Source organism: Saccharothrix longispora, assembly GCF_031455225.1.
Taxonomy (GTDB): Bacteria; Actinomycetota; Actinomycetes; order Mycobacteriales; family Pseudonocardiaceae; genus Actinosynnema; species Actinosynnema longispora.
Genome location: NZ_JAVDSG010000001.1, coordinates 4,307,735 through 4,328,816 on the forward strand (window position 1 = coordinate 4,307,735; position 21,082 = coordinate 4,328,816).

The 21,082-nt window shown below is 72.8% G+C and carries 21 protein-coding genes; 10 read left to right on the top strand and 11 right to left on the bottom strand.

Annotated elements, in window-relative coordinates:
- Positions 1–132: 132 nt before the first annotated feature.
- From J2S66_RS17225 to J2S66_RS17245, 5 genes are all read left to right on the top strand, one after another.
- Positions 133–1,005, top strand: coding sequence for an FAD binding domain-containing protein (locus J2S66_RS17225; RefSeq protein ID WP_310308125.1), 873 nt, complete (start codon positions 133–135; stop codon positions 1,003–1,005).
- 1 nt (position 1,006) lies between these two features.
- Complete coding sequence (locus tag J2S66_RS17230; protein WP_306746546.1) at positions 1,007–1,468, top strand: (2Fe-2S)-binding protein; 462 nt, start codon at positions 1,007–1,009, stop codon at positions 1,466–1,468.
- Positions 1,465–2,820: an 8-oxoguanine deaminase gene (locus tag J2S66_RS17235; RefSeq protein WP_310308126.1), complete on the top strand. Its 1,356-nt coding sequence runs from the start codon at positions 1,465–1,467 to the stop codon at positions 2,818–2,820. Before J2S66_RS17230 ends, J2S66_RS17235 begins: the two co-directional genes overlap by 4 nt.
- Before the next feature lie 145 nt (positions 2,821–2,965).
- A complete protein-coding gene (locus tag J2S66_RS17240; RefSeq protein ID WP_310308127.1) occupies positions 2,966–5,200 on the top strand; it encodes a molybdopterin cofactor-binding domain-containing protein in 2,235 nt (744 codons plus the stop codon).
- Between the two features lie 75 nt (positions 5,201–5,275).
- Positions 5,276–5,758, top strand: coding sequence for a nucleoside deaminase (locus tag J2S66_RS17245; protein ID WP_310308128.1), 483 nt, complete (start codon positions 5,276–5,278; stop codon positions 5,756–5,758).
- Between the two features lie 131 nt (positions 5,759–5,889).
- Here the strand turns inward: J2S66_RS17245 and J2S66_RS17250 are convergent, their stop codons facing one another.
- From J2S66_RS17250 to J2S66_RS17275, 6 genes are all read right to left on the bottom strand, one after another.
- Complete coding sequence (locus J2S66_RS17250) at positions 5,890–6,507, bottom strand: response regulator (protein ID WP_310308130.1); 618 nt, start codon at positions 6,505–6,507, stop codon at positions 5,890–5,892.
- Positions 6,504–7,703: a sensor histidine kinase gene (locus J2S66_RS17255; protein WP_310308131.1), complete on the bottom strand. Its 1,200-nt coding sequence runs from the start codon at positions 7,701–7,703 to the stop codon at positions 6,504–6,506. The genes J2S66_RS17250 and J2S66_RS17255 overlap by 4 nt, the downstream gene beginning before the upstream one ends.
- 2 nt (positions 7,704–7,705) lie before the next feature.
- The gene (locus tag J2S66_RS17260) at positions 7,706–8,431 is read right to left on the bottom strand and encodes an ABC transporter permease (protein WP_310308132.1); all 726 of its coding nucleotides are present in this window, start codon (positions 8,429–8,431) and stop codon (positions 7,706–7,708) included.
- A 7-nt stretch (positions 8,432–8,438) separates the two neighbouring features.
- Positions 8,439–9,347: an ABC transporter ATP-binding protein gene (locus J2S66_RS17265; RefSeq protein ID WP_310308133.1), complete on the bottom strand. Its 909-nt coding sequence runs from the start codon at positions 9,345–9,347 to the stop codon at positions 8,439–8,441.
- A gap of 136 nt (positions 9,348–9,483) precedes the next feature.
- Positions 9,484–9,846 (bottom strand): Hsp15 family ribosome-associated heat shock protein, encoded by a 363-nt coding sequence (locus J2S66_RS17270; protein WP_310308134.1) that lies wholly within the window; start codon positions 9,844–9,846, stop codon positions 9,484–9,486.
- Positions 9,846–10,427 (bottom strand): TetR/AcrR family transcriptional regulator, encoded by a 582-nt coding sequence (locus J2S66_RS17275; protein ID WP_310308135.1) that lies wholly within the window; start codon positions 10,425–10,427, stop codon positions 9,846–9,848. Before J2S66_RS17275 ends, J2S66_RS17270 begins: the two co-directional genes overlap by 1 nt.
- Positions 10,428–10,507: 80 nt before the next feature.
- Between J2S66_RS17275 and J2S66_RS17280 the strand changes: the two genes are divergently transcribed.
- Complete coding sequence (locus J2S66_RS17280; protein WP_310308137.1) at positions 10,508–10,825, top strand: antibiotic biosynthesis monooxygenase family protein; 318 nt, start codon at positions 10,508–10,510, stop codon at positions 10,823–10,825.
- Here J2S66_RS17280 and J2S66_RS17285 read toward each other — a convergent pair.
- Complete coding sequence (locus J2S66_RS17285; protein WP_310308138.1) at positions 10,812–11,435, bottom strand: DUF305 domain-containing protein; 624 nt, start codon at positions 11,433–11,435, stop codon at positions 10,812–10,814. The two genes, J2S66_RS17280 and J2S66_RS17285, sit on opposite strands and share 14 nt — an antisense overlap.
- 241 nt (positions 11,436–11,676) lie before the next feature.
- Between J2S66_RS17285 and J2S66_RS17290 the strand changes: the two genes are divergently transcribed.
- On the top strand, positions 11,677–13,095 hold the full coding sequence (locus tag J2S66_RS17290) for an LVIVD repeat-containing protein (protein WP_310308139.1): 1,419 nt from the start codon (positions 11,677–11,679) through the stop codon (positions 13,093–13,095).
- A 97-nt stretch (positions 13,096–13,192) separates the two neighbouring features.
- On the opposite strand, the gene J2S66_RS17295 is transcribed toward J2S66_RS17290, so the two are convergent.
- Genes J2S66_RS17295 through J2S66_RS17310 form a run of 4 tightly spaced genes read right to left on the bottom strand, consistent with a single transcriptional unit; the run spans position 13,193 to position 17,098 of the window.
- Positions 13,193–14,251: an ABC transporter ATP-binding protein gene (locus J2S66_RS17295; protein ID WP_310308141.1), complete on the bottom strand. Its 1,059-nt coding sequence runs from the start codon at positions 14,249–14,251 to the stop codon at positions 13,193–13,195.
- 1 nt (position 14,252) lies between these two features.
- Entirely contained in the window at positions 14,253–15,047 is a 795-nt protein-coding gene (locus J2S66_RS17300) for an ABC transporter permease (RefSeq protein ID WP_310308142.1), read from the bottom strand.
- Positions 15,038–15,964 (bottom strand): ABC transporter permease, encoded by a 927-nt coding sequence (locus J2S66_RS17305; RefSeq protein ID WP_310308143.1) that lies wholly within the window; start codon positions 15,962–15,964, stop codon positions 15,038–15,040. The genes J2S66_RS17300 and J2S66_RS17305 overlap by 10 nt, the downstream gene beginning before the upstream one ends.
- Before the next feature lie 3 nt (positions 15,965–15,967).
- Positions 15,968–17,098 carry an ABC transporter substrate-binding protein gene (locus J2S66_RS17310; RefSeq protein ID WP_310308144.1) on the bottom strand — a complete coding sequence of 377 codons (1,131 nt, stop codon included), beginning with the start codon at positions 17,096–17,098 and terminating at the stop codon, positions 15,968–15,970.
- A 481-nt stretch (positions 17,099–17,579) separates the two neighbouring features.
- Between J2S66_RS17310 and J2S66_RS17315 the strand changes: the two genes are divergently transcribed.
- The 3 genes from J2S66_RS17315 to J2S66_RS17325 are packed head-to-tail and all read left to right on the top strand — an operon-like array spanning position 17,580 to position 21,076.
- On the top strand, positions 17,580–19,802 hold the full coding sequence (locus J2S66_RS17315) for a hypothetical protein (protein ID WP_310308145.1): 2,223 nt from the start codon (positions 17,580–17,582) through the stop codon (positions 19,800–19,802).
- 60 nt (positions 19,803–19,862) lie between these two features.
- The gene (locus tag J2S66_RS17320; protein WP_310308147.1) at positions 19,863–20,483 is read left to right on the top strand and encodes a hypothetical protein; all 621 of its coding nucleotides are present in this window, start codon (positions 19,863–19,865) and stop codon (positions 20,481–20,483) included.
- 29 nt (positions 20,484–20,512) lie between these two features.
- Positions 20,513–21,076, top strand: a complete 564-nt coding sequence (locus J2S66_RS17325) for a superoxide dismutase (RefSeq protein ID WP_310308148.1) — start codon at positions 20,513–20,515, stop codon at positions 21,074–21,076.
- The last annotated feature ends 6 nt before the right edge of the window (positions 21,077–21,082 follow it).

The window sequence follows — 21,082 nt, forward strand, 5'->3', positions numbered from 1 at the left end:
ATCGTGTTCGTAGGAAAGCACGAATCCACTCCCGGTAGCAGGCTGGGATTCATGCGCCACCGCCGTAGCCGACCACCCCCGCCACTCTGTGTACTGGCCCACACACCGCAGCACCCACCTCCGAGGTAGCCGATGGACTTCCTTCGCCCCGACAGCCTCGCCGAAGCGCTGGCACTCAAGGCGCAGCGACCGGACGCCGTGCCGATCGCGGGCGGCACGGACGTGATGGTCGAGCTGAACTTCGACCACCGCCGGCCGGCCGCGCTGCTCGACCTGACCCGCGTCGAGGACCTGCGCACCTGGGACGTCGACGGCGACTCGGTGCGCGTCGGGGCGGGCGTGCCGTACACCCGGATCATCGAGGAACTGGGCGACCGCCTGCCGGGGCTGGCGATGGCGTCGCGCACCGTCGGCTCGCCGCAGATCCGCAACCGGGGCACGGTCGGCGGCAACCTCGGCGCGGCCTCCCCCGCGGGCGACGCGCACCCGGTGCTGCTGGTCGCGGACGCCGTCGTCGAGGTCGCGTCGACCCGCGGCACGCGCCGCATCGCCGCCACCGACTTCTACCTGGGCGTGAAGCACAACGCGCTGGAGCCCGACGAGCTGATCACCTCCGTGCGCCTGCCCGCCGCCCGGGCGCCCCAGCAGTTCGCCAAGGTCGGCACCCGCAACGCCATGGTCATCGCGGTGTGCTCGTTCGCCGTGGCCCTGCACCCCGAGCAGCGGCGGGTCGGCGCGGCCGTCGGGTCGGCCGCGCCCACGCCCCTGCGCGCGTCGGCGGCCGAGGAGTTCCTGTCCGGCGAACTGACCGCCACCGGCCAGTGGGAGTCGCCGAGACCCCTGCTCGACTCGGTGAAGCGCCGGTTCGGCGAGCTGGTCGCCGAAGCCGCGAGCCCCATCGACGACGTGCGCGGCAGCGCCGCGTACCGCAAGCACGCCCTCTCCGTGCTCGCCCGCCGCACGCTCGGCTGGGCGTGGCAGGACTACCCTGGGAAGGTCGCCTGACATGCGCGTGGACGTGACGGTGAACGGCGAGCGGCGGGTCGCCGACGACGTGTGGGAGGGCGAGAGCCTGCTGTTCCTGCTGCGCGAGCGACTGGGGCTGCCCGGCTCCAAGAACGCCTGCGAGCAGGGCGAGTGCGGCTCCTGCACGGTGTACCTGGACGGGGTGCCGGTCTGCTCGTGCCTCGTCGCCGCGGGCCAGGCCCACGACCGCGAGGTGCGCACGGTGGAGGGGCTCGCCGACGGGGAGCGGCTCGACCCGGTGCAGGAGGCGTTCATCGAGGCGGGCGCCGTGCAGTGCGGGTTCTGCACCCCCGGTCTCGTGGTCGCCGCGCACGACCTGCTCGCCCGCGTGCCGCACCCCGGTGACCCGGAGATCCGCGAGGCGCTGGCGGGCAACCTGTGCCGCTGCACCGGGTACGAGAAGATCCTCGACGCGGTGCGGCTGGCGGCGTCGAAGCGATGACGCCCACCGTCATCGACGGCGCGTCCATCGCGACGGTGGACGCCGCCGGCACCGAGATCGCCTCCGGCCACGTCGTGGTCGAGGACGGCCGCGTCACCGCGGTCGGCCCCGGACAGGCCCCGAGGCCAGCGGGCCCGCACACCTGGGTCGACGGCACCGGCTGCCTCGTCACGCCCGGTCTGGTCAACACGCACCACCACCTCTACCAGTGGGCCACGCGCGGCATCGCCCAGGACGCCGCGCTGTTCGAGTGGCTGACCACGCTCTACCCGGTGTGGGGCGGCCTCGACGCGGGGATCACCCACGCCGCCGCCTCGGCGGGTCTCGCCCGGCTCGCCACCACCGGCTGCACCACGGCCGCCGACCACCACTACGTCTTCCCGCGCGAGGGCGGCGACCAGTTCGAGGCCCTGGTGGGCGCGGGCAGGCGCGTCGGCATCCGCCTGCACGCCGTGCGCGGCTCGATGGACCGGGGCCGGTCCCGGGGCGGGCTGCCGCCGGACAACCTCGTCGAGGAGACCGAGGCCGCGCTCATCGCCACCGAGCAGGCCGTCAACGACCACCACGACCCGGCCGCCGACGCCCTCGTGCGCGTCGCCGTCGGCCCGTGCTCGCCGTTCTCGGTGAGCCGGGAGCTGATGACCGGTGCCGCCGAACTGGCCCGCGCCAAGGACGTGCGGCTGCACACCCACCTCGCCGAGACCGTCGACGAGGAGGAGCAGTGCCGGGCCGAGTACGGCTGCACGCCCACCGAGTACGCCGAGCGGCTCGGCTGGCTCGGCGAGGACGTGTGGCTCGCCCACACCGTGCACCTCGCGCCGGACGCGGTGAAGCGGCTCGGCGCCACCGGCACCGGCTCGGCGCACTGCCCCACGTCCAACGGACGGCTCGGCACGGGCATCGCCCCGGTCCGCGACCTGCTCGACGCGGGCGCGCCGGTCGGCCTCGGCGTGGACGGCGCGGCGTCCAACGAGTCGTGCGGCATGGTCGAGGAACTGCACCAGGCCGTGCTCCAGGCCCGCCAGCGCGGCGGCCCCAAGGCGCTCGACGTCCGCCAGGCGCTGTGGCTGGGCACCATGGGCGGCGCGCGCTGCCTCGGCCGCGACGCCGAACTCGGCTCGATCGAGCCCGGCAAGCTGGCCGACCTCGCCGTGTGGCGGCTCGACGGCCTCGACCACGCGGGCATCGACGACCCGGTCGCCGCACTCGTCCTCGGTCCGCTGCCGACGCTGAAGCTGCTGCTGGTCGGCGGCCGGACCGTCGTGGTCGACGGCGAATTGCGCACTGCCTCCGAGACCGGTCTCGCGCGCGAGCTGCGCGCCGCCGCCGCCCGGCTGAAGGGGGCCGCATGACCACGCCACGCCGCGACGCCGGCGGGGCGGTGAGCAGGGTCGGGTCGGCGAGCAGGGCTGCGATCAGCCGCCTCCCGCCGTCCCGGGCGTCCGGGGCGCCACCGCGGACGACACCCACCTCGACGACACCCACCTTGGGGACGCGATGAGCCTGACCCCCGCTGGACTGACCTCTTCGGTGTCGGGTGGGATCGGCTCCAGCCCGCAGCGACCCGACGGCAACCTCAAGGTGCGCGGCGAGTTCGCCTACGCCTCGGACCTGTGGCACGAGGACATGATCTGGGGCGCGACCCTGCGCAGCCCGCACCCGTACGCGCGGATCGTGTCGGTGGACCTCACCGAGGCGCTGAAGGTGCCCGGTGTGCACGCCGTGCTCACGCACCGGGACGTCACCGGGCTCAACCGCTACGGCCTGGAGCACAAGGACCAGCCGGTGCTCGCCGAGGACGTCGTGCGCTACCAGGGCGAGCCCGTCGCCCTGGTCGGCGCCGACCACCCCGAGACGGCCACACGCGCCATGAAGCGCGTCAGGGTCGAGTACGAGGTGCTCACCCCGGTCGTGGACATGGAGACCGCGGCCGACGACACGCCGCTGCACCCCGGCGGCAACCTCGTGCGGCACGTGCCGATCCGACACGGCGACCAGGACGCCACCGCCGAGGTGGTCGTCACCGGCCGGTACGAGGTCGGCATGCAGGACCAGGCGTTCCTCGGACCCGAGTCGGGGCTCGCGGTGCCCGCCGAGGACGGTGGCGTCGACCTCTACGTCGCCACGCAGTGGCTGCACGTCGACCAGGCGCAGGTGGCGGCGGCGCTCGGGCTGCCGCTGGAGAAGGTGCGGCTGACGCTCTCCGGGGTCGGCGGCGCGTTCGGCGGGCGCGAGGACCTGTCGATGCAGGTGCACGCCTGCCTGCTCGCGCTGCACACCGGCAAGCCCACGAAGATGGTCTACAACCGCGAGGAATCCTTCTACGGGCACGTGCACCGCCACCCCGCGGTGCTGCACTACGAGCACGGCGCGGACCGCACGGGCAGGCTCGTCTACGTCAGGGCGCGGATCTTCCTCGACGGCGGCGCGTACGCCTCCAGCACGGGCGCCGTGGTGGCGAACGCGGCCACGCTCGGCATCGGCCCCTACGACGTGCCCAACGCGACCGTCGACTGCTGGGGCGTCTACACCAACAACCCGCCGTGCGGCGCGATGCGCGGGTTCGGCGCCGTGCAGGCCGGTTTCGCCTACGAGTCCCAGATGGACAAGCTGGCGCACGCGCTGGGCATGGACCCGGTGGACGTGCGGATCGCCAACGCCATGGCGGAGGGCTCGGTCATGCCGACCGGCCAGGTCGTCGACTCCGCCGCGCCCGTCGCGCGGTTGCTGGAACTGGTCCGCGACAAGCCCATGCCGCCGGTCCCGGCCGAGGTGGACCTGAGGGACATGCCCGGTGGCGTCTCCAACACCACCCACGGCGAGGGCGTCGTGCGCGGGGTCGGCTACGCGGTCGGCATCAAGAACATCTGCTTCTCCGAGGGCTACGACGACTACTCCACCGCCCGCGTGCGGGTGCAGGTCATCAACGGCGAGGCGGTCGCGCTGGCGCACACCGCCGCGGCGGAGGTCGGGCAGGGCCTCGTGACGATCGTGCAGCAGATCGTGCGCACCGAGCTGGGCGTGCAGCGGGTGACGATCCTGCCGATGGACACCTCCATCGGCAACGGCGGCTCCACCTCGGCCTCCCGGCAGACCTACGTCACCGGCGGGGCGGTCAAGGCGGCGTGCGCGGCGGTACGGGCGGAGCTGGCGAAGCTCACGGGTGGCCGGGACCCCGCCGACCTCGGCCCCGCCGACCTCGCCGACCTGCTCGGTGACGGGGTCGTCGACGAGACCGTCGAGTGGCGGCACCGGGCCACCGAGCCGCTCGACCCGGTGACCGGGCAGGGCAACGCCCACGTGCAGTACGGTTTCGCCGCGCACCGCGCCGTGGTCGACGTGGACACCGAACTGGGCCTGGTGAAGGTCGTGGAGCTGGGCTGCGCGCAGGACGTCGGCAAGGCGCTCAACCCCCAGGCGGTGATCGGCCAGATCCAGGGCGGGTCGGCGCAGGGGCTGGGCCTCGCGGTGATGGAGGAGATCCAGACCGCGGGCGGGGTGGTGCGCAATCCCTCCTTCACCGACTACCTGATCCCGACCGTGCTGGACATGCCGCCGATGACCATCGACGTGCTGGAGCTGGCCGACCCGAACGCGCCCTACGGCGTGCGGGGCGTGGGCGAGCCGCCTACGATCTCCGCCACCCCGGCCATCGTCGCGGCCATCCGCGACGCCACCGGCCGCGCGCTGACCCGCGTACCGGTGCGGCCGGAGCACATCACCGGCACCTGACCAGGACCACCGCACCGCACACCGGAGCCGGGCGAACAGCCGCGGCACCGACCGGCATGCCCCGAGGAGCACCCCATGACCACCTCCCTCTCCCCCGACCACGCCTGGCTGCGCGAGTCGGTCGACCTGGCGACGCGCAACGTCGCCGAGGGCGGCGGCCCGTTCGGCGCGGTGGTCGTGCGCGACGGGGTCGTCGTCGCCACCGGCACCAACCAGGTCACCACGACGCTCGACCCGACGGCGCACGCCGAGGTGGTGGCGATCCGCGCGGCCTGCCGGGCGCTGGGGGACTTCCGGCTCACCGGTTGCGCGCTGGTCTCCTCCTGCGAGCCGTGCCCGCTGTGCCTCTCGGCGGCGCTGTGGGCGCGGGTGGACCGGGTCCTGTACGCCGCCGACCGGGACGACGCCGCCGCGGCCGGGTTCGACGACCGCGAGTTCCACGAGCTGTTCGGGAGGCCGCGCGAGACGTGGAGCATGCCGGTCGAACGGATCTCGACCGGTGAGGACAGCGCGCCGTTCACGGCGTGGCTGGCCCGGCCGGACCGGGTCGACTACTGAGGTGGTGGGACGCGGGCGGACCGCCGCGGCGCGGGAGGGGGAATCGCTGCTCATGGGACCAGGCTGCGCCGGTCCACCGAGGACGGCGACACGTTACCCGTCGGTTGTGGACAACTCCCGAACGGGTGACCTCACGTCCCCAGGAGCCCTCGGTCGTAGGCGACGGCGACCGCGGCGGCGCGGTCCTTCACGCCCAGCTTGGCGTAGACGTGCACCAGGTGCGTCTTCACGGTCGCCTCGCTGATGAACAGCCTCGCCGCCGCCTCGCGGTTCGTGCAGCCGCGGGCGATGAGGCCCAGCACCTCCACCTCGCGGTCGCTCAACGGCTCGGCCGCGGGCCGGCGGACCTGGCCCACCAGGCGCGTGGCCACCGAGGGCGACAGCACCGCCTCCCCCCGGGCCGCCGAGCGCACGGCGCGGAACAGCTCGTCGCGCGGCGTGTCCTTGAGCAGGTAGCCGGTGGCGCCCGCCTTGATCGCGGGCAGGACGTCGCTGTCGGTGTCGTAGGTGGTCAGCACCAGCACGCGGGTCGGGAAGCCGCGCAGCCGCCCGATGGCGGTGACGCCGTCGACGCCGGGCATCCGCAGGTCCATGAGCACCACGTCCGGGGACACCGCGCGCACCACGGCCACCGCCTCGGCGCCGTCGGCCGCCTCGCCCACGACCTCCAGGTCCCCGGCGGAGGCGAGCATGCCGCGCAGGCCGTCGCGCACCACCGGGTGGTCGTCCACGATCACCACGCGGATCACCGCGCCACCTCCGCCGGGATCGCGGGCACCGACGCGGACACGGCCGTGCCGCCGCCCGGCTCGGACTCCACCACCAGGGCGCCCGCCAGGCGCGACACCCGCTGGCGCATCCCGACCAGGCCGAACCCGTCGGTCGCCGTGCCCGGGTCGAACCCCGCGCCGTCGTCGCGCACGTCCAGCGTCACCACGTCCTCCATGTACGACAGGGTCAGACCGACGCGGGACGCCGCCGCGTGCTTGGCCACGTTGGACAGCGCCTCCTGCGCGGCCCGCAGCAGTGCCACCTCCACCTCGGGGTGCAGGGGCCGCGCCGCGCCGGTGGTGGCGACCGACGCGGGCACGCCCGTCTGGTCGGTCCACCCGGCGGCGACCTCGGACAGCGCGTCCGGCAGGTTCGAGTCCTCCAGCGCCGGCGGCCTCAGGGCGTGCACCGAACGGCGTGCCTCGGCCAGGTTCTCCCGGGCCAGCCGCAGGGCCGTCTCGACGTGGCGCGGCGGGTCCTCGTCGACCTGGAGCTGGGTGATGATGCCGGTGAACCCCTGGGCGAGGGTGTCGTGGATCTCCCGCGCCAACCGCTGGCGCTCGTCCAGCACGCCCGCCTCGCGGGCCTGGATGAGCAGCTGGGCGTGCAGGCCCGCGTTCTCCTCGATCATCGCGGCCATCTCCGCCACCATCTCCTTGCGGCGCAACGACTGCTCGTGGGTGTAGTGGCCGAACAGGGTGAACGTGCACGCCACCGCCACGACGATGAGCACCATGACCGCGTACAGGCCGATCGCCGCCGGTTCGGGCACGGGCAGGCCGCCGTGCATCGAGGTGGCGGCGAGGACCGCGGTGGCCGTCACCCCGGCGAGCTTCCAGCGCCCCGGCAGGAACCCGGTCGCGTAGATGTACCCGGCGAACGAGTAGAACCCGAACATGGGGTGCCGCAGCCCGAGGACCCCGTAGAACACCAGGACACCGAGGAAGAACACGACCATCGGCCCGGTCCGGTCGTGCCACCGCGGGTGCAGCTCCACCCACCAGAGCATCCACAGCACCGCGGCGACCGCGATGCCGAGGTTGGTCCACCGGACCGGCCACGGCTCCGCGGCGACCACCAGGTACGAGGCGGTGGACAGGACCAGCACGAAGTACGGGATCGCCTGTCCCGCCACGTGCAACCGGCGCTCCCAGACGTCCAGCCTGTCCGTCATGCCTACTCCCAGCGGAACGATTTCGCCGCGACGGTACCCGCCACCAGCGTGACCAGGGTGAGGACGCCCAGGTGGACCGGGTCGGGCGCGGCGCCGAGCCACGACGCCTGGAGGGCGCCGACGCCGGGCGGCAGGTGGTCGCCGATGGTGTTGAGGAGGTCCGGCAGCAGCATCCTCGGCAGGTAGGCCCCGCCGAAGAACATGATCAGCATGAACACCACGGTCGCCCAGCCGCCGGCGGCGCGCGCGTTCGGCGCCCACGCCGCCACCAGCAGCCCCAGCGCGGACAGCGACAGCATGCCGAGCAGGCAGGTCACCAGGAACCCCAGGGGGTGGCGGGGCAGGTCGATGCCGAACACGAGCTTGCACACGGCCATGAGCAGCACGACGGAGACCGCGCCCGCGGCCACGTTGACCACGACCTGGGCGACGAGCAGCTTCGCCGGGTGCACCGGGGTGGTGGAGAACCGGCGCAGCACGCCCTTCTCCCGATAGGTGGCGACGGTCTGGGGCAACTTGTTCAGCCCCAGGAACGCGAACGAGATCACGACCAGCGTGCCCACGTAGTGGTCGATGAACCGCAGGTCGCCGAACTCGGGGTCGGGGGTGCGCAGGGCGGGGATCGCGCCGAGCACCAGCAGCAGGACGGTCGGGAACGCGATGGCGAACGCCACCATGACCGGCTCCCGCAGGAACAGCTTCCACTCGATCCTGACGATCTTCAGCATGATCGGGTCACTCCGTGAGCGCGCGGCCGGTGAGGTGGATGAAGGCGTCGTCCAGGCCGGCCTGCTCGATGCGCAGGTCGGCGGCGACCACGTGGTTGCGGGCGAGGCAGGACGTGACGGCGTGCAGCAGGTTGCCCTTGCCGGTCACGACGACCTGCGGCCCGTGCCGCTCGGCGGATTCGACCTCCGGGAGGTCCGCCAGCAGGGCGAGGTCGAGCGGCGCGGTCGGCCGGAACCGGACCCGCTGCTCGCCGTCCAGCCGGGAGACGAGGCCCGCCGGGCTGTCGACGGCGACCAGCTTGCCGGCGTCGATCAGGGCGAGCCGGTCGCACAGCCGCTCGGCCTCCTCCATGAAGTGGGTGACCAGCACGACCGTGACGCCGGAGTCGCGGACCTGCTCGACCAGCGCCCACGTGTCGCGGCGCGCTTGCGGGTCCAGGCCGGTGGTCAGCTCGTCGAGCACGGCGATCCGGGGCTTGCCGATGAGTGCGAGCGCGATGGACACGCGCTGCTTCTGGCCGCCGGACAGCTTGCGGTACGGGGTCTTCGCGCGGTCGCCGAGGCCGAGCCGGTCGAGCAGTTCGCGCCAGTCGGCCGGGTCCCGGTGGAACGACGCGTACAGGTCGAGCGCCTCGCCGACCCGGATGTGGTCGGGCAGTTCGCTCTGCTGGAGCTGCACGCCCAACCGGGAGCGCAGCTCGGCGCGGTCGCGGCGCGGGTCGAGCCCGTCCACCCGGATGGTGCCGCCGTCCGGCGAGCGCAACCCCTCGACGCACTCGACGGTCGTGGTCTTCCCGGCCCCGTTGGGACCGAGGATGCCGAAGATCTCCCCCTCGTCGACGGTGAACGAGACCCCGTCCACCGCGACCTTCCGGTCGTACCTCTTCACGAGGTCGACCACTTCGATGATCGCCATGCCCCGAGACTCGTCGGCGGGGCGGTGGAAGTGATCACCTACGCGGTCGTACTCGCGGTCAACCGATCGGTTGACCTCCCCTGGACCGCCTCGGGGTGGTCCCCGAGCGCGGTCGGGGGCGGCCCCGGAGGCGGGGTCAGGGCTGCCCGGTGCGGAACTTGTCGAGCACGCGGCGCTCGCGCTTGGTGGGGCGGCCCGCGCCGCGTTCGCGCCGGGCCACGGGCACCGCCTCCAGCGGGGGCGGCGGCGGGGTGCGGTCGATGAAGCAGGTGGCGGCGTCGGCCGCGCCCACCCTCTTCTGGATCACGCGGACCACCTCGACGACCTTGACCACGTCGCCCACGCGGGCGCGCACCTCGTCACCGGGGACGACGACGGTCGAGGGCTTGGCCGGTTTGTCGTTGATGCGCACGTGGCCCCCGCGGCACGCCGCCGCGGCGTCGGGCCTGGTCTTGGTCAGCCGCACGGCCCACAACCAGCTGTCGATCCGGTTGGCCATCAGCGGACCACCCCGTGCAGGACCTGGGCGACCAGGGCCGCGACCACGGTCTCGTTGTGCCCGGCGTCGCCGGGGCGCAGGGTGCGCGCGGCGGCCTCGACGGCGCCGTGGACGAGCAGCGCGCGCAGGCCCGGCTCTGGCACGCGGGCCTCGGCCAGCACGTCCACCAGTGGGGCGAGCAGCTTCTCGTGCTCGGCGCGGATCCGGGTGCGGGCGGCTTCGGGCAGGGCGTGGGCGGACAGCGCGACGACGGCGCCGTGGCTGCCGTCGGCGATGATCTCCAACTCGGTGCGCAGGTACGCCTCGACCTTCGCGGGCACGCCCTCCACCGCCCGGACCGCGTCGGCGAGCCTGCGCGCCCAGTCCGGGAGCTCGTCGGACACGATCGCGGCGACCAACTCCTCGCGTGACCGGAAGTACTCGTACAGGCTCGGGCGCGACAGCCCGACGCGCCGGGCCAGGGACGCGAGGGTCAGCGCGTCGGCGCCCTCCTCGGCGACGATGTCGCGGCCCGCGTCGAGCAGGGCGCGCAGCCGGTTCGCACGGTGCTGCGCGAGGGTGTCGGCGCTGATCCGGGGCACCCGCCAGATCCTAGCCCTTGCTTTCCCGACGCGCCGTTGGAATAGTTCCCTACACCCCGTCGGGAACCTCGGAGGTGCACGTGTTCGTCGCGACCAACCGCCTGTTCGTGCCCGCAGACCGCGCCGAGGAGTTCGAGACCCGCTTCCGGGACAGCATGCGCACCCACCTGCCCGGCGTCCCGGGCCTGCGCCGGAGCACGCTGCTGCGCCCCACGCGCCCGGATCAGCCGTACGTGTCGGTGAACGAGTTCGACACCGAGGACGACTTCCGCGCGTGGGTCGCCTCCGACTCGTTCAGGGAGGCGCACCGGCGCGATCCCGGCATCGCCCGCCACGTGACGGGCAACGCGGTGGAGACCTTCCACCGCTCGGAGGACCTGCTGCTCACGGGATCGTGATCGCCCTCATCCGGGCGATCTCGTCGCTCTGCGAGGCGACCACGTCGTTGGCCATCTCCTCGACCCGCACGTCGGACCCGTTCGACAGCAGGTCGACGGCCATCCGCAGGGCGCCCTCGTGGTGGGCGATCATCAACTGGAGGAAGAGGCGGTCGAACTCGGCGCCGGTGGCGGCCTCCAACGCCGCCATCTGCGCGTCGGTGGCCATGCCGGGCATCGAGGCGTGGTCCACCTCGGGCAACGAGCCGCTGTGGCCGTGCGCGGGCGCGCTCTCGGCGTACTGGCGCCGCCACTGCTCCATCGCGCCGATCTCGGGGCCCTGGGTGTCGTGGATGCGCGAGGCCAGGCCCTTGACGGTCTCGTGCTGCGCGCGCTCCGGCGCGAGCACCGCCATGTCCAGCGCCTGCCGGTGGTGCACGATCATCTTCGCCACGTAGGTCACGTCCGCCTCGCTGGGCGCGACCCAGCGGTCGGTGCCCACCTCGTCCGGCGAGACGGTCTCCGCCTGCTCGCCGGGGCCCTTCGGCGCGAGGATCGGCGCCTCGTCCCCCGGCTGCGACGTGCAACCCGCCAGGACCGCCAGCAGCAGCGCGACGAACACGACTCGCATCCCGAACCCCCCTCACACACCCGGACGGCGTCAACGTACCCGCCGTTCCGGTAACCGGAAAGTCATCGGCAACCGACGATCGGGTCTGGTACTTAGCCTTGCGAACGGGCGATACTGCGGTTCCTGCACTGTAGGGTTGGAAGGGGAACCTGAAGTGGAAGCACGCGTTTCTACCCGAGGTCGGCGCAGAGCGCCGATCGCGGTCCTGGGGGCTTTCGCGCTCGCCCTGTCGGCGGTCGCCATGGCCCCTCAGGCGATCGCGGCTCCGGACGACGCCGACCTGGCCGGCCTGTCCGAGACCCAACTGTCCAGCCAGGAGCAGCCGGCCACCGGCATCCCGGGCGTGGACGAGATCCGCAACTCGCGCAACGTCAAGCACCTGGCGAACCTGCCCAAGCCGGCGCCGTTCACCTCGTCGTCGACCTGGTCCGACCTGGCCTTCCAGGGCAACTACGCGTTCAACGGCAACTACGACGGCTTCGTGGTCTACGACGTGCGCAACCCGCGCGCCCCGAAGGTCGTCAGCTCCGTGCTGTGCCCGGGCTCGCAGAACGACATCTCGGTCAAGGACAACCTGCTGTTCCTGTCGACCGACTCGTCGCGCAGCGACGACTCGTGCGCCAGCACCCCGCTCCCCGCGACCAACAAGGACGCGTGGGAGGGCATCAAGATCTTCGACATCAGCGACAAGAAGAACCCGAAGTACATCAAGTCGGTCGAGACCAAGTGCGGCTCGCACACGCACACCCTGGTCCCGGACAAGCGCGGCAAGGACGTCTACGTCTACGTCTCGTCGTACAGCCCGAACGCGGCGTTCCCGGACTGCCAGCCCCCGCACGACCTGATCTCCATCGTCAAGGTCCCGCTGAAGGACCCGACCTCGGCGTCGCTGCTGTCCGAGACCGTCCTGTTCCCGGACGGCGGCAACATCGGCCGACCGGGCACCGTCCCGACCGGCTACGTGACGGCCACCTCCGGCTGCCACGACATCACCGTGTACCCGTCGAAGGACCTCGCGGCCGGCGCGTGCATGGGTGACGGCGTGCTGTGGGACATCTCCGACCGGACGAAGCCCCGCGAGATCAGCCGCGTGCAGGACGACGTGAACTTCGCGTTCTGGCACTCGGCCACCTTCAACAACGCCGGCACCAAGGTGATCTTCACCGACGAGCTCGGCGGCGGCGGCGCGGCGACGTGCAACGAGACCATCGGCAAGACCCGCGGCGCGGACGGCATCTACGACATCACCGGGCGCGGGGACGGCCGCAAGCTGGAGTTCCGCTCGTACTACAAGATCTCCCGCACCCAGGCCGACACCGAGAACTGCGTGGCCCACAACGGCTCGCTGATCCCGGTGCAGGGTCGGGACATCATGGTGCAGTCCTGGTACCAGGGCGGCATCTCGATCTGGGACTTCACCGACTCCCGCAACCCCAAGGAGATCGGCTGGTTCGAGCGCGGCCCGCTGCCCAACGGCTCCGGCGGCGGCACGTGGTCGGCGTACTACTACAACGGCTACATCTACTCGTCCGACATGGCCAAGGGCTTGGACGTGCTGGACATCCGCGACCCGCGGACCGTCACCGGCAAGCTCGTGCGCGTGGACGAGCTGAACGTGCAGTCGCAGGGCTCCTACCGGGACCTGTTCCCGCGTCGGTGACCTCGTGAGGACCTAGCACGGCACAGCGCGCCGGAGGGGCCCGCCGCACCAGCGGCGGGCCCCTCCGCCGTGCCGGCCCGCGCGGACCGGCGGGGCGTCACGCCTCGACCACCATCAGCCTCCCGGCGTCGAGGTCGAGCGCGACGGCCGTGCCGGGCGGGAAGTCGGCCGCGCGGCCGGAGGGCTGGTCGACGCGCACCACCTGGCCGCCACCGCCGAGCCGCACCGACAGCCTGGTCACGGGCCCCAGGAAGCTCTGCGCCAGCACGTCGCCCACCAGCACGTCCCCCGTCGGGGCGCCGTCGTCCCCACCGCCGTGCCGGGTGATCGCGATGTCCTCCGGCCGGACGATCACCTTCACGTCGCCGTGCAGCCCGTCGGCCGCGTCGGTGGCCAACCGGAACGCGCCCAGCCGCACCCCGCCCGGCTCGGCGGTGCCGAACACCGCGTTCGTGACGCCGACGAACTCCGCCACGAACGCCGACGCGGGCTCCCGGTACACGCGGGCCGGGGTGTCCAACTGCTCCAGCCGGCCGTGCGACATCACGCCCACCCGGTCGGAGACGGCCAGCGCCTCCTCCTGGTCGTGCGTGACGAACAGCGTCGTCGTGCCCGACTCGGTCTGGATGCGCCGGACCTCGTCGCGCAGTCCCACCCGCACCTTGGCGTCCAAGGCGGACAGCGGTTCGTCGAGCAGCAGCACGCGCGGCCGGATCGCCAGCGCCCGCGCCAGGGCCACCCGCTGCTGCTGGCCGCCGGACATCTGGTGCGGGTAGCGCTTGCCCAGGTGCGCCAAGCCGACCAGCTCCAGCAGCTCGCCGACCCGGGCGCCGCGGTCGGGCGCCCTGCGCAGCCGCAGGCCGAACGCGATGTTCTCCGCCGCGGTCATGTTCGGGAACAGGCTGTAGGCCTGGAACACCATGCCCATGTCCCGCTTGTTGGCGGGCACGCCGGTGACGTCCTCGCCGGCCACGGTGACGCGGCCCGCGTCGGCGGTCTCGAACCCGGCGACGATCCGCAGCGCGGTGGTCTTGCCGCAGCCGCTGGGCCCGAGCAGGCTGACCAGCTCGCCCTCGGCCAGCTCCAGGTCGAGCCCGGCGAGCGCCGTCTGGCCGCCGAACGACTTGCGCAGCCCGTCGAGTCGCAGGTAACCCATCTCAGCCTTCCTCCGGGGAGCCGTTCGCGGGGGAGGCGTCCCGCCGCCTGCCGACGAACGAGAGCAGGAACAGCAGCGCGAACGCGAACAGCAGGCTCAGCAGCGACACCGCGATGGACACGCCCGCGGCGCGCTTGCCGAGCAGGTTGACCCGCACCTGCACCGTGTCGAAGTTCAGCAGTGAGGCGATGGTGAACTCGCCGAGCACCAGCGCCACGGACAGCAGGGACGCGCCGATCAGGGCGCCGCGGATGTTCGGCACCACGACCCGCAGCAGCACCGTCCCCCAGGACGCGCCGAGACCGCGCGCCGCCTCCGCGAGCGTCCTCAGGTCGATCGCGGACAGGCCGGCGTCGATCGCCCGGTAGGCGAACGGCAGCACCAGCACCGCGTAGGCGAAGGTCAGCGTCAACGGCGAGTCGCCGAGGAAGTAGTCGACCCACGCGTACAGCGGGGCCAGGCCGACGACGAGCACGATCGCCGGGATCGCCACCGGCAGCAGGCACAGGAACTCCACGAGCTGGCGCAGCCCCGGCAGCCGGAGCCTGATCCACGCCGTGGTCGGCACGAGCAGCACCAGCACCAGCACCGAACTGGTCACGGCCAGCTGCACCGACACCAGGATCGCGTCGACCAGGTCGGGGTCGTCGACGATGCCCGACCACGACTCCAGGCTGCGCGTGCCGTTCGCGCCCCGGGTGGAGAACTCGGCCATGGCGACCAGCGGCAGCAGGAAGTACGCGCCGAGCACCAGCAGGACCGCGGACCGCGTGATCCCCCTCTTGGTCACTGCCACCGGGTGAACCTCCGCTGGAGCAGGGCGTACAGGCCCATCGCGACGGTGACGACCACGATCATGCCGAAGCCGAGCGCCTTGCCCAGGTTCTCCTGCCCGAGCAGCACCTCACCGGTCAGCGCGCCCCGGATTTGGAGCGGCACGATCGGGCTGCCCTGGGACACCAGCGCGGCGGCCGTGGCGTAGGCGGAGAACGCGTTGGCGAACAGCAGCAGCAGCGAGCCGAGGAACGCGGGCAGCAGGATCGGGCCGCCGACGTGCCGCCAGTAGGTCCACGACGAGCCGCCGAGGCTGTCCACCGCCTCCCGCCACTGGGGGCGCAGGCCGTCCAGGGCGGGCAGGAACACGATGACCATCAGCGGGATCTGGAAGAACGTGTAGACCAGGGTCAGGCCGGGCAGCTCGAACAGCCAGGCGCCCGTGGCGAACAGGTCCACGCCGAACGCGTCGCGCAGGAACGTCGTGACGAAGCCCTGGAAGCCGACCGTGGCGAGGAACGCGAACGCCAGCGGCACGCCGCCGAACTGGGCCAGCACCCCCGCTCCGGCGATCACGACGCGGCGCAGTGCCCCCTCCGGGCGGCCGGTGGCGACGGCCCAGGACAGCAGCGCGCCGAACACCGCGCCGAGCAGCGCGGTGAGCGCGGACAGCTCGATGCTGCGCAGGAACGCCTGGAGGTGGACGCCCCGGGTCAGCTCGGCGAGGTTGGCCGGGGTGAACGCGCCGTCCCCGTCCTGGAACGCCCCGGCCAGCACGAGTGCCGTCGGGTAGAGCAGGAACGTGCCCACGTAGGCCAGGAAGGGCGCGACGACCAGCCACGCCGTCCAGCGCGCGCGGGACGGACCGCTGTCGGTCCTCCTCCGGCAGGGCCCGGGCGAGGGGCCCTTCCCGGCCGCCGTCGTGACGGGTGCGACCACCGGTCAGCCCACCGCCCGCGCCCACGACGCGGACAGCACCTGCTTGGCCTTGTCCGACTGCTCCTGGGTCAGGAACACCTGCTCGCCGCCGGTGTCGGGCAGCTTGGCCGCGGCGGCGGCGTCGAGCGTGCCCGCCTTCTCCATCGCGTCCATGCGCACCGGCCGCGAGAGCCCTTCGAGGTACAGGTTCTGGCCCTCGTCGGAGTACAGGAACTCCTGCCACAGGCGGGCGGCGGCCGGGTGCGGGGCGTCCTTGTTGACCGCCTGGTTGTAGTACGCGCCGACCTGGGCGTCCCGCGGGACGACGACCTTCCAGTCGACCTTGCCCGCGAGCTTCGCGGTCTGCGCGGCGTTGGTGTAGTCCCAGTCGATCACGACCGGCGTCTGGCCGGACTCGATGGTCGCGGGCGACGGGTCGACCGGCAGGAAGTTGCCCGCGGCCTTGAGCTGGGCGAAGAACTCGACGCCGGGCGCGATGTCGTCGGCCGAGCCGCCGTTGCCGAGCGAGGCCATCACGACGCCGGAGAACGCGGCGCCGGCCTGCGTCGGGTCGCCGTTGAGCGCGACCTTGCCCTGGTACTCGGGCTTGAGCAGGTCCTTCACCGAGGTCGGCGCGGGCACCTTCGAGGCGTCGTAGCCGATCGACATGAAGCCGCCGTAGTCGCCGTAGTGGAGGCCCGAGGGCTCCTTCAGCTCGTCCGGGATGTCCGCCCAGGTCTCCACCCGGTAGGGCGCGAACACGTCGGTGTTGGCGAGGGCGACGTTGAGGCCCAGGTCGAACACGTCGGGGGCGCGGTCGCCGCCCTTGAGCTGCTTGGCCGCGTTGATCTCGTCCTGGCTGGAGGCGTCGGGCTGCGCGGAGTCGACCTCGATGCCGTACTTCGCCTCGAACGCGGAGATGATCGCGCCGTAGTTGGCCCAGTCCGGGGGCAGCGCGATGACGTTGAGCCTGCCCTCCGCCTTCGCGGCCTCGACGAGCTCGTCCAGGCCGCCGAACTCGGCGGCGGACTTCGCGGTGGCCGCGGGCGTGCCGCTCGCCGCGCCCTCCTTGGGCGGAGGCGTGCCGCAGGCCGCGACGAGCGCCAGCGCCGCAGCGCCGGTGCCGACCAACCGCAGGACTCGGGTGTGGGTCACGGGTCGAACCTTCCTGGAGGTGGCACAGGGCTTGGCAGCGTGATCGCGTCCGGGACGTGCGGAGGATTCGCGAATTGCGCTCGCCTTGTCAAGCGGCGCGTTGTGCCAGGTCTCGATTCAGCGCGCCGGACGAATTCCCCGGGCTGTTCCGGTGGACGGCGGGTTAACCGAGCGTCGTCCGGCCACACAGCCGTGACCAGCGCGAAATCCCCGGATCGGCCCAGTGCGCTGGGCCGGCTGTCGGCCGCGGAAGGCCCCCGCCGTCACCCGCCGGAATGCGCGTTGGGCCACCTGAACGGTCCACCGCCGGCAAAGGGGTGACCGGCACGCCCCATTTCTGCCGAAAGCCCACCGGTGTTTCCCGACCGCGGTAACGCGCCTCGCGGGGAGCCCGACTCCGTGGTGTCACGTGACGGGAATGCCCAGTTCTCCCCACCCCCAGAAGGGCAGATCCATGCGTCATCCACGAAGATCAGTCGCCGTGGTGGCCGTCGGGGCGCTGCTGCTCCCGGTCGGCCTCCCCGCGACGGCGTCGGCGGCCCCGGTCGCCGGCGAGGACGTGCTCTACACGCTCGACGCCGACTTCGACCAGGGCGTGCTCCAGGACGTGAACCACGACGCGCCGAACGGCGACCAGCTCCAGCTCGACCGGCGCACCACCTTCTTCCCCTACGTCAACGTCGCCGCCTCCGCGCGCGGCACGATGGTGCGCATCGACGTGGACACCGGCGAGATCCTCGGCGAGTGGCTGTCCGCGCCGGACGGCCAGGGCCGCAACCCCTCCCGCACCACCGTCGACAAGCTCGGCAACACCTGGCTGTCCAACCGGAACGAGGCGGGCGGCGGCCAGGGCTCGGTGACCCGCGTCGGCGTCATCCGGGGCGGCACGCGCGTGAACGGCGACGGCACGCCGAACCCGAGCGGCGACCACCTGGTCGGCCCGTTCTCGTACAACACCTGCGAGGACCGCGACCAGGACGGCCTGTTCGCCACCTCGCGAGGGCTGGGCGACATCCGACCGTGGACCAACGCTGGCGGGGTCGACACCGACGGCGGGGTCGAGACCGCCGCCGACGAGTGCCTGATCACCTACAGCAGGGTCGCGGGCACGAACACCCGCACGGTCGCCGTGGACGCCGACAACAACCTGTGGACCGGCGGGTCCAACACGCGGCACCAGCTGATCTCCGGGGCGGACGGCAGCCCGCTGACGGCGCCGGTCAGCTTCGGCTGCGGCGGGTACGGCGGCCTGGTCGACCAGGCGGGCACGCTGTGGTCGGCCCGGTACGGGGCCAACCTGCTGCGCTACGAGCCGGGCACCGGCACGGGCGCGTGCCTCGACACCTCCCACGGCGACTACGGCCTGGGCATGGACCCGAACACCGGCGAGATCTGGCACACCGGTGTCGGCACCGGCCACACGGTCAAGATGGACGCGGCGGGCAACGTGCTCGGCTCGTTCCCGCACGGCCACCCGCGCGCCCAGGGCGTGGCGGTCGACGTGGACGGCAACGTGTGGGTCGCCCACGCGCTGGACAACGGCACGAACACGGTCGGGCACCTGCGCACCGACGGCACGTTCGTCGGCAACGTGGTGCTGCCCGGCGGCAACGGGCCCACCGGTGTCGCGGTGGACAGCAACGGCAAGGTGTGGGTCACCAACATCAACTCGGACAACGCGCAGCGCATCGACCCGGACGCCGGTCCGGTGGGCGGCGGCGGGTTCCCGGTGGGCGCGGTCGACCTGACCGTGGACCTCGGCGCGGGCGCCGGGCCGTACAACTACAGCGACATGACCGGTTCGGTGCTGGGCGAGATCACCGCGCCGATCGGCACGTGGTCGGTGGTGCAGGACGGCGGTGTCGCGGGCCAGACGTGGGGCACGGTCACCTGGAACACCGAGGCGCAGGGCAGCGTGCCGCCGGGTACCTCGATCACGGTGGAGGCGCGCGCGTCCGACACCGAGGCCGGGTTGGCGGGCGAGGCGTTCGCACCGGTGTCCAACGGGGTGGAGTTCGCCCTGGTCGGGCGGTACGTCGAGGTGCGGGCGACGTTGACCGCGTCGCCGTCGGGCGCGAGCCCGGTGCTGTCGGACCTGCGGATCACCACGTCCGAGCGGACCGGCGTGTTCTCCTGCCAGGCCACCGCGCTGAACCTCGCCGGGGTGGTCGTGGCGCGGGCGAACCCGCCGGACGTGCCGTGCGTGGACGACGCCGTGACCGTGGCGGACGTGAACCTGCCCGCGGGCATCCTGAACGTCCGGGCGACCGCGCTGACCGCGCGCACCGACCAGACGCCGGACGACCTGCTCGCGCTGCCGCCGGCACCCGGCGACGGCGCGGTGTCCACGGCGCGCGTGGAGACCACCCGGATCACGAGCCTGCTCGTGACGATCGAGGTGGGCGTGATCCGGGCGAACGCCTCGGTCACGTGCGACGCGGGGCTGAACCCGGTGTTCGCCGGCTCCTCGCAGATCGCGAGCCTGCGGATCAACGGGGTGAACATCGCGGTGGGCAGCGCGCCCCTGACGATCCCCCTGGTCATCGGCTCGCTGCGGCTCAACGGCACGACGACGACCTCGTCCAGCCTGGTGCAGCAGGCGTTCGCGCTCGACACCGCGCTGACCGACGTGGTGCTCGGTGAGGCGCGGGTGAACCTGGAGGCGTTGCCGGGTGAGCCCGGCGGCAGCCCCTGCCGGGTCTGAGCCACCCGCCCCACTAGTAGCCGTACTATATGTAGGACGGCTACTAGTGGGGGTTCGCCGATGAGTCGGAAAATGCTGGTCTGGACGCACGTCGTGTCGTCCACCGGGTGGATGTTCATGGCGCTGGCGTTGTTCGTGGTGGTCGACTACGCGCTGTCCGCGCCCGGTCGGCTCGCCGCGTTCGACGCGGCGCTGCTGCTCGACGTCGAGGTGCTCCAGTTCATGGCCACCACGTCGGCGTTCAGCGGGCTGATGCTGTCCGGCCTCACACCGTGGGGCTACTTCCGGCACTGGTGGGTACTGCTGAAGACGGTCGTCACGTTCACCCAGCTCTACGTCGGGATCTTCGTGCTCAGCCCCAACCTGCACCCCGGCGGGTCGCCGCTGATGATGCGGGTCGGGTCGCTGCTGATGGCCTCGGCGCTGGCGTGCCAGGTGTGGCTGTCGGTGGCGAAGCCGTTCCGGCGCACGCCGTGGGCCGGAACGGCCAAGCCGAGGACGGCGCCCGGCTGGGCGTTCGCGCTGTGCCTGGCCGTGCCGGCGGCGGACTACGCGCTGGGCGAGCTCGTGCTGGGGCGGTCGACGCCGGTGCTCGCCCTGGCGATCGTGGTGATCTTCCCGGTCGTGCGCGCCGTTCGACGACCGGCGCGTAGTCGGGTGGTAACTTCCGGTGACCGATGACGGCCGCCGAGACCCGGAAGGCACGAGACGTGAAACGCCCTGTCGCCCTGTTCGCCGGTGCCCTGGTGGCATCCCTGGTGACCGCTCCGCCGGCCGAGGCCGCACCCGCCACCGGCGGTGTGGCCGTGACCGTGGCCCGCTTCGCCGCACCGGGTGCCGCGACCCGCGCCTACACCTACGACACCGCCCTGATCGCGCCCGGCGCGGTCGTCGTGGTCGTCGCCACGCCGACGCGCGGCGGCACCAGGGCGCTGCTGAGCGTCCGCGGCCTGCTGCCGGACCGCACGTACGGCGCGCACGCCCACCAGCACCCGTGCGGGGCGCTGCCCACCGACGCCGGGGCTCACCACCAGCACGAGGTGGACCCGGCCCAGCCGTCGGTGGACCCGGCGTACGCCAACCCCGCCAACGAGATCTGGCTGGACTTCACCACCGACCACCGGGGCCGCGCCACCGTCGCCACGACCGTCGGCTGGCGCTTCGCCGACCGCCGCGCGGGCTCGGTCGTGGTGCACGCCCAGCGCACCGCCACGGAACCGGGCAAGGCGGGCACCGCGGGTCCGCGCCTGGGGTGCGCGACGGTGGACTTCTAGCCCCGG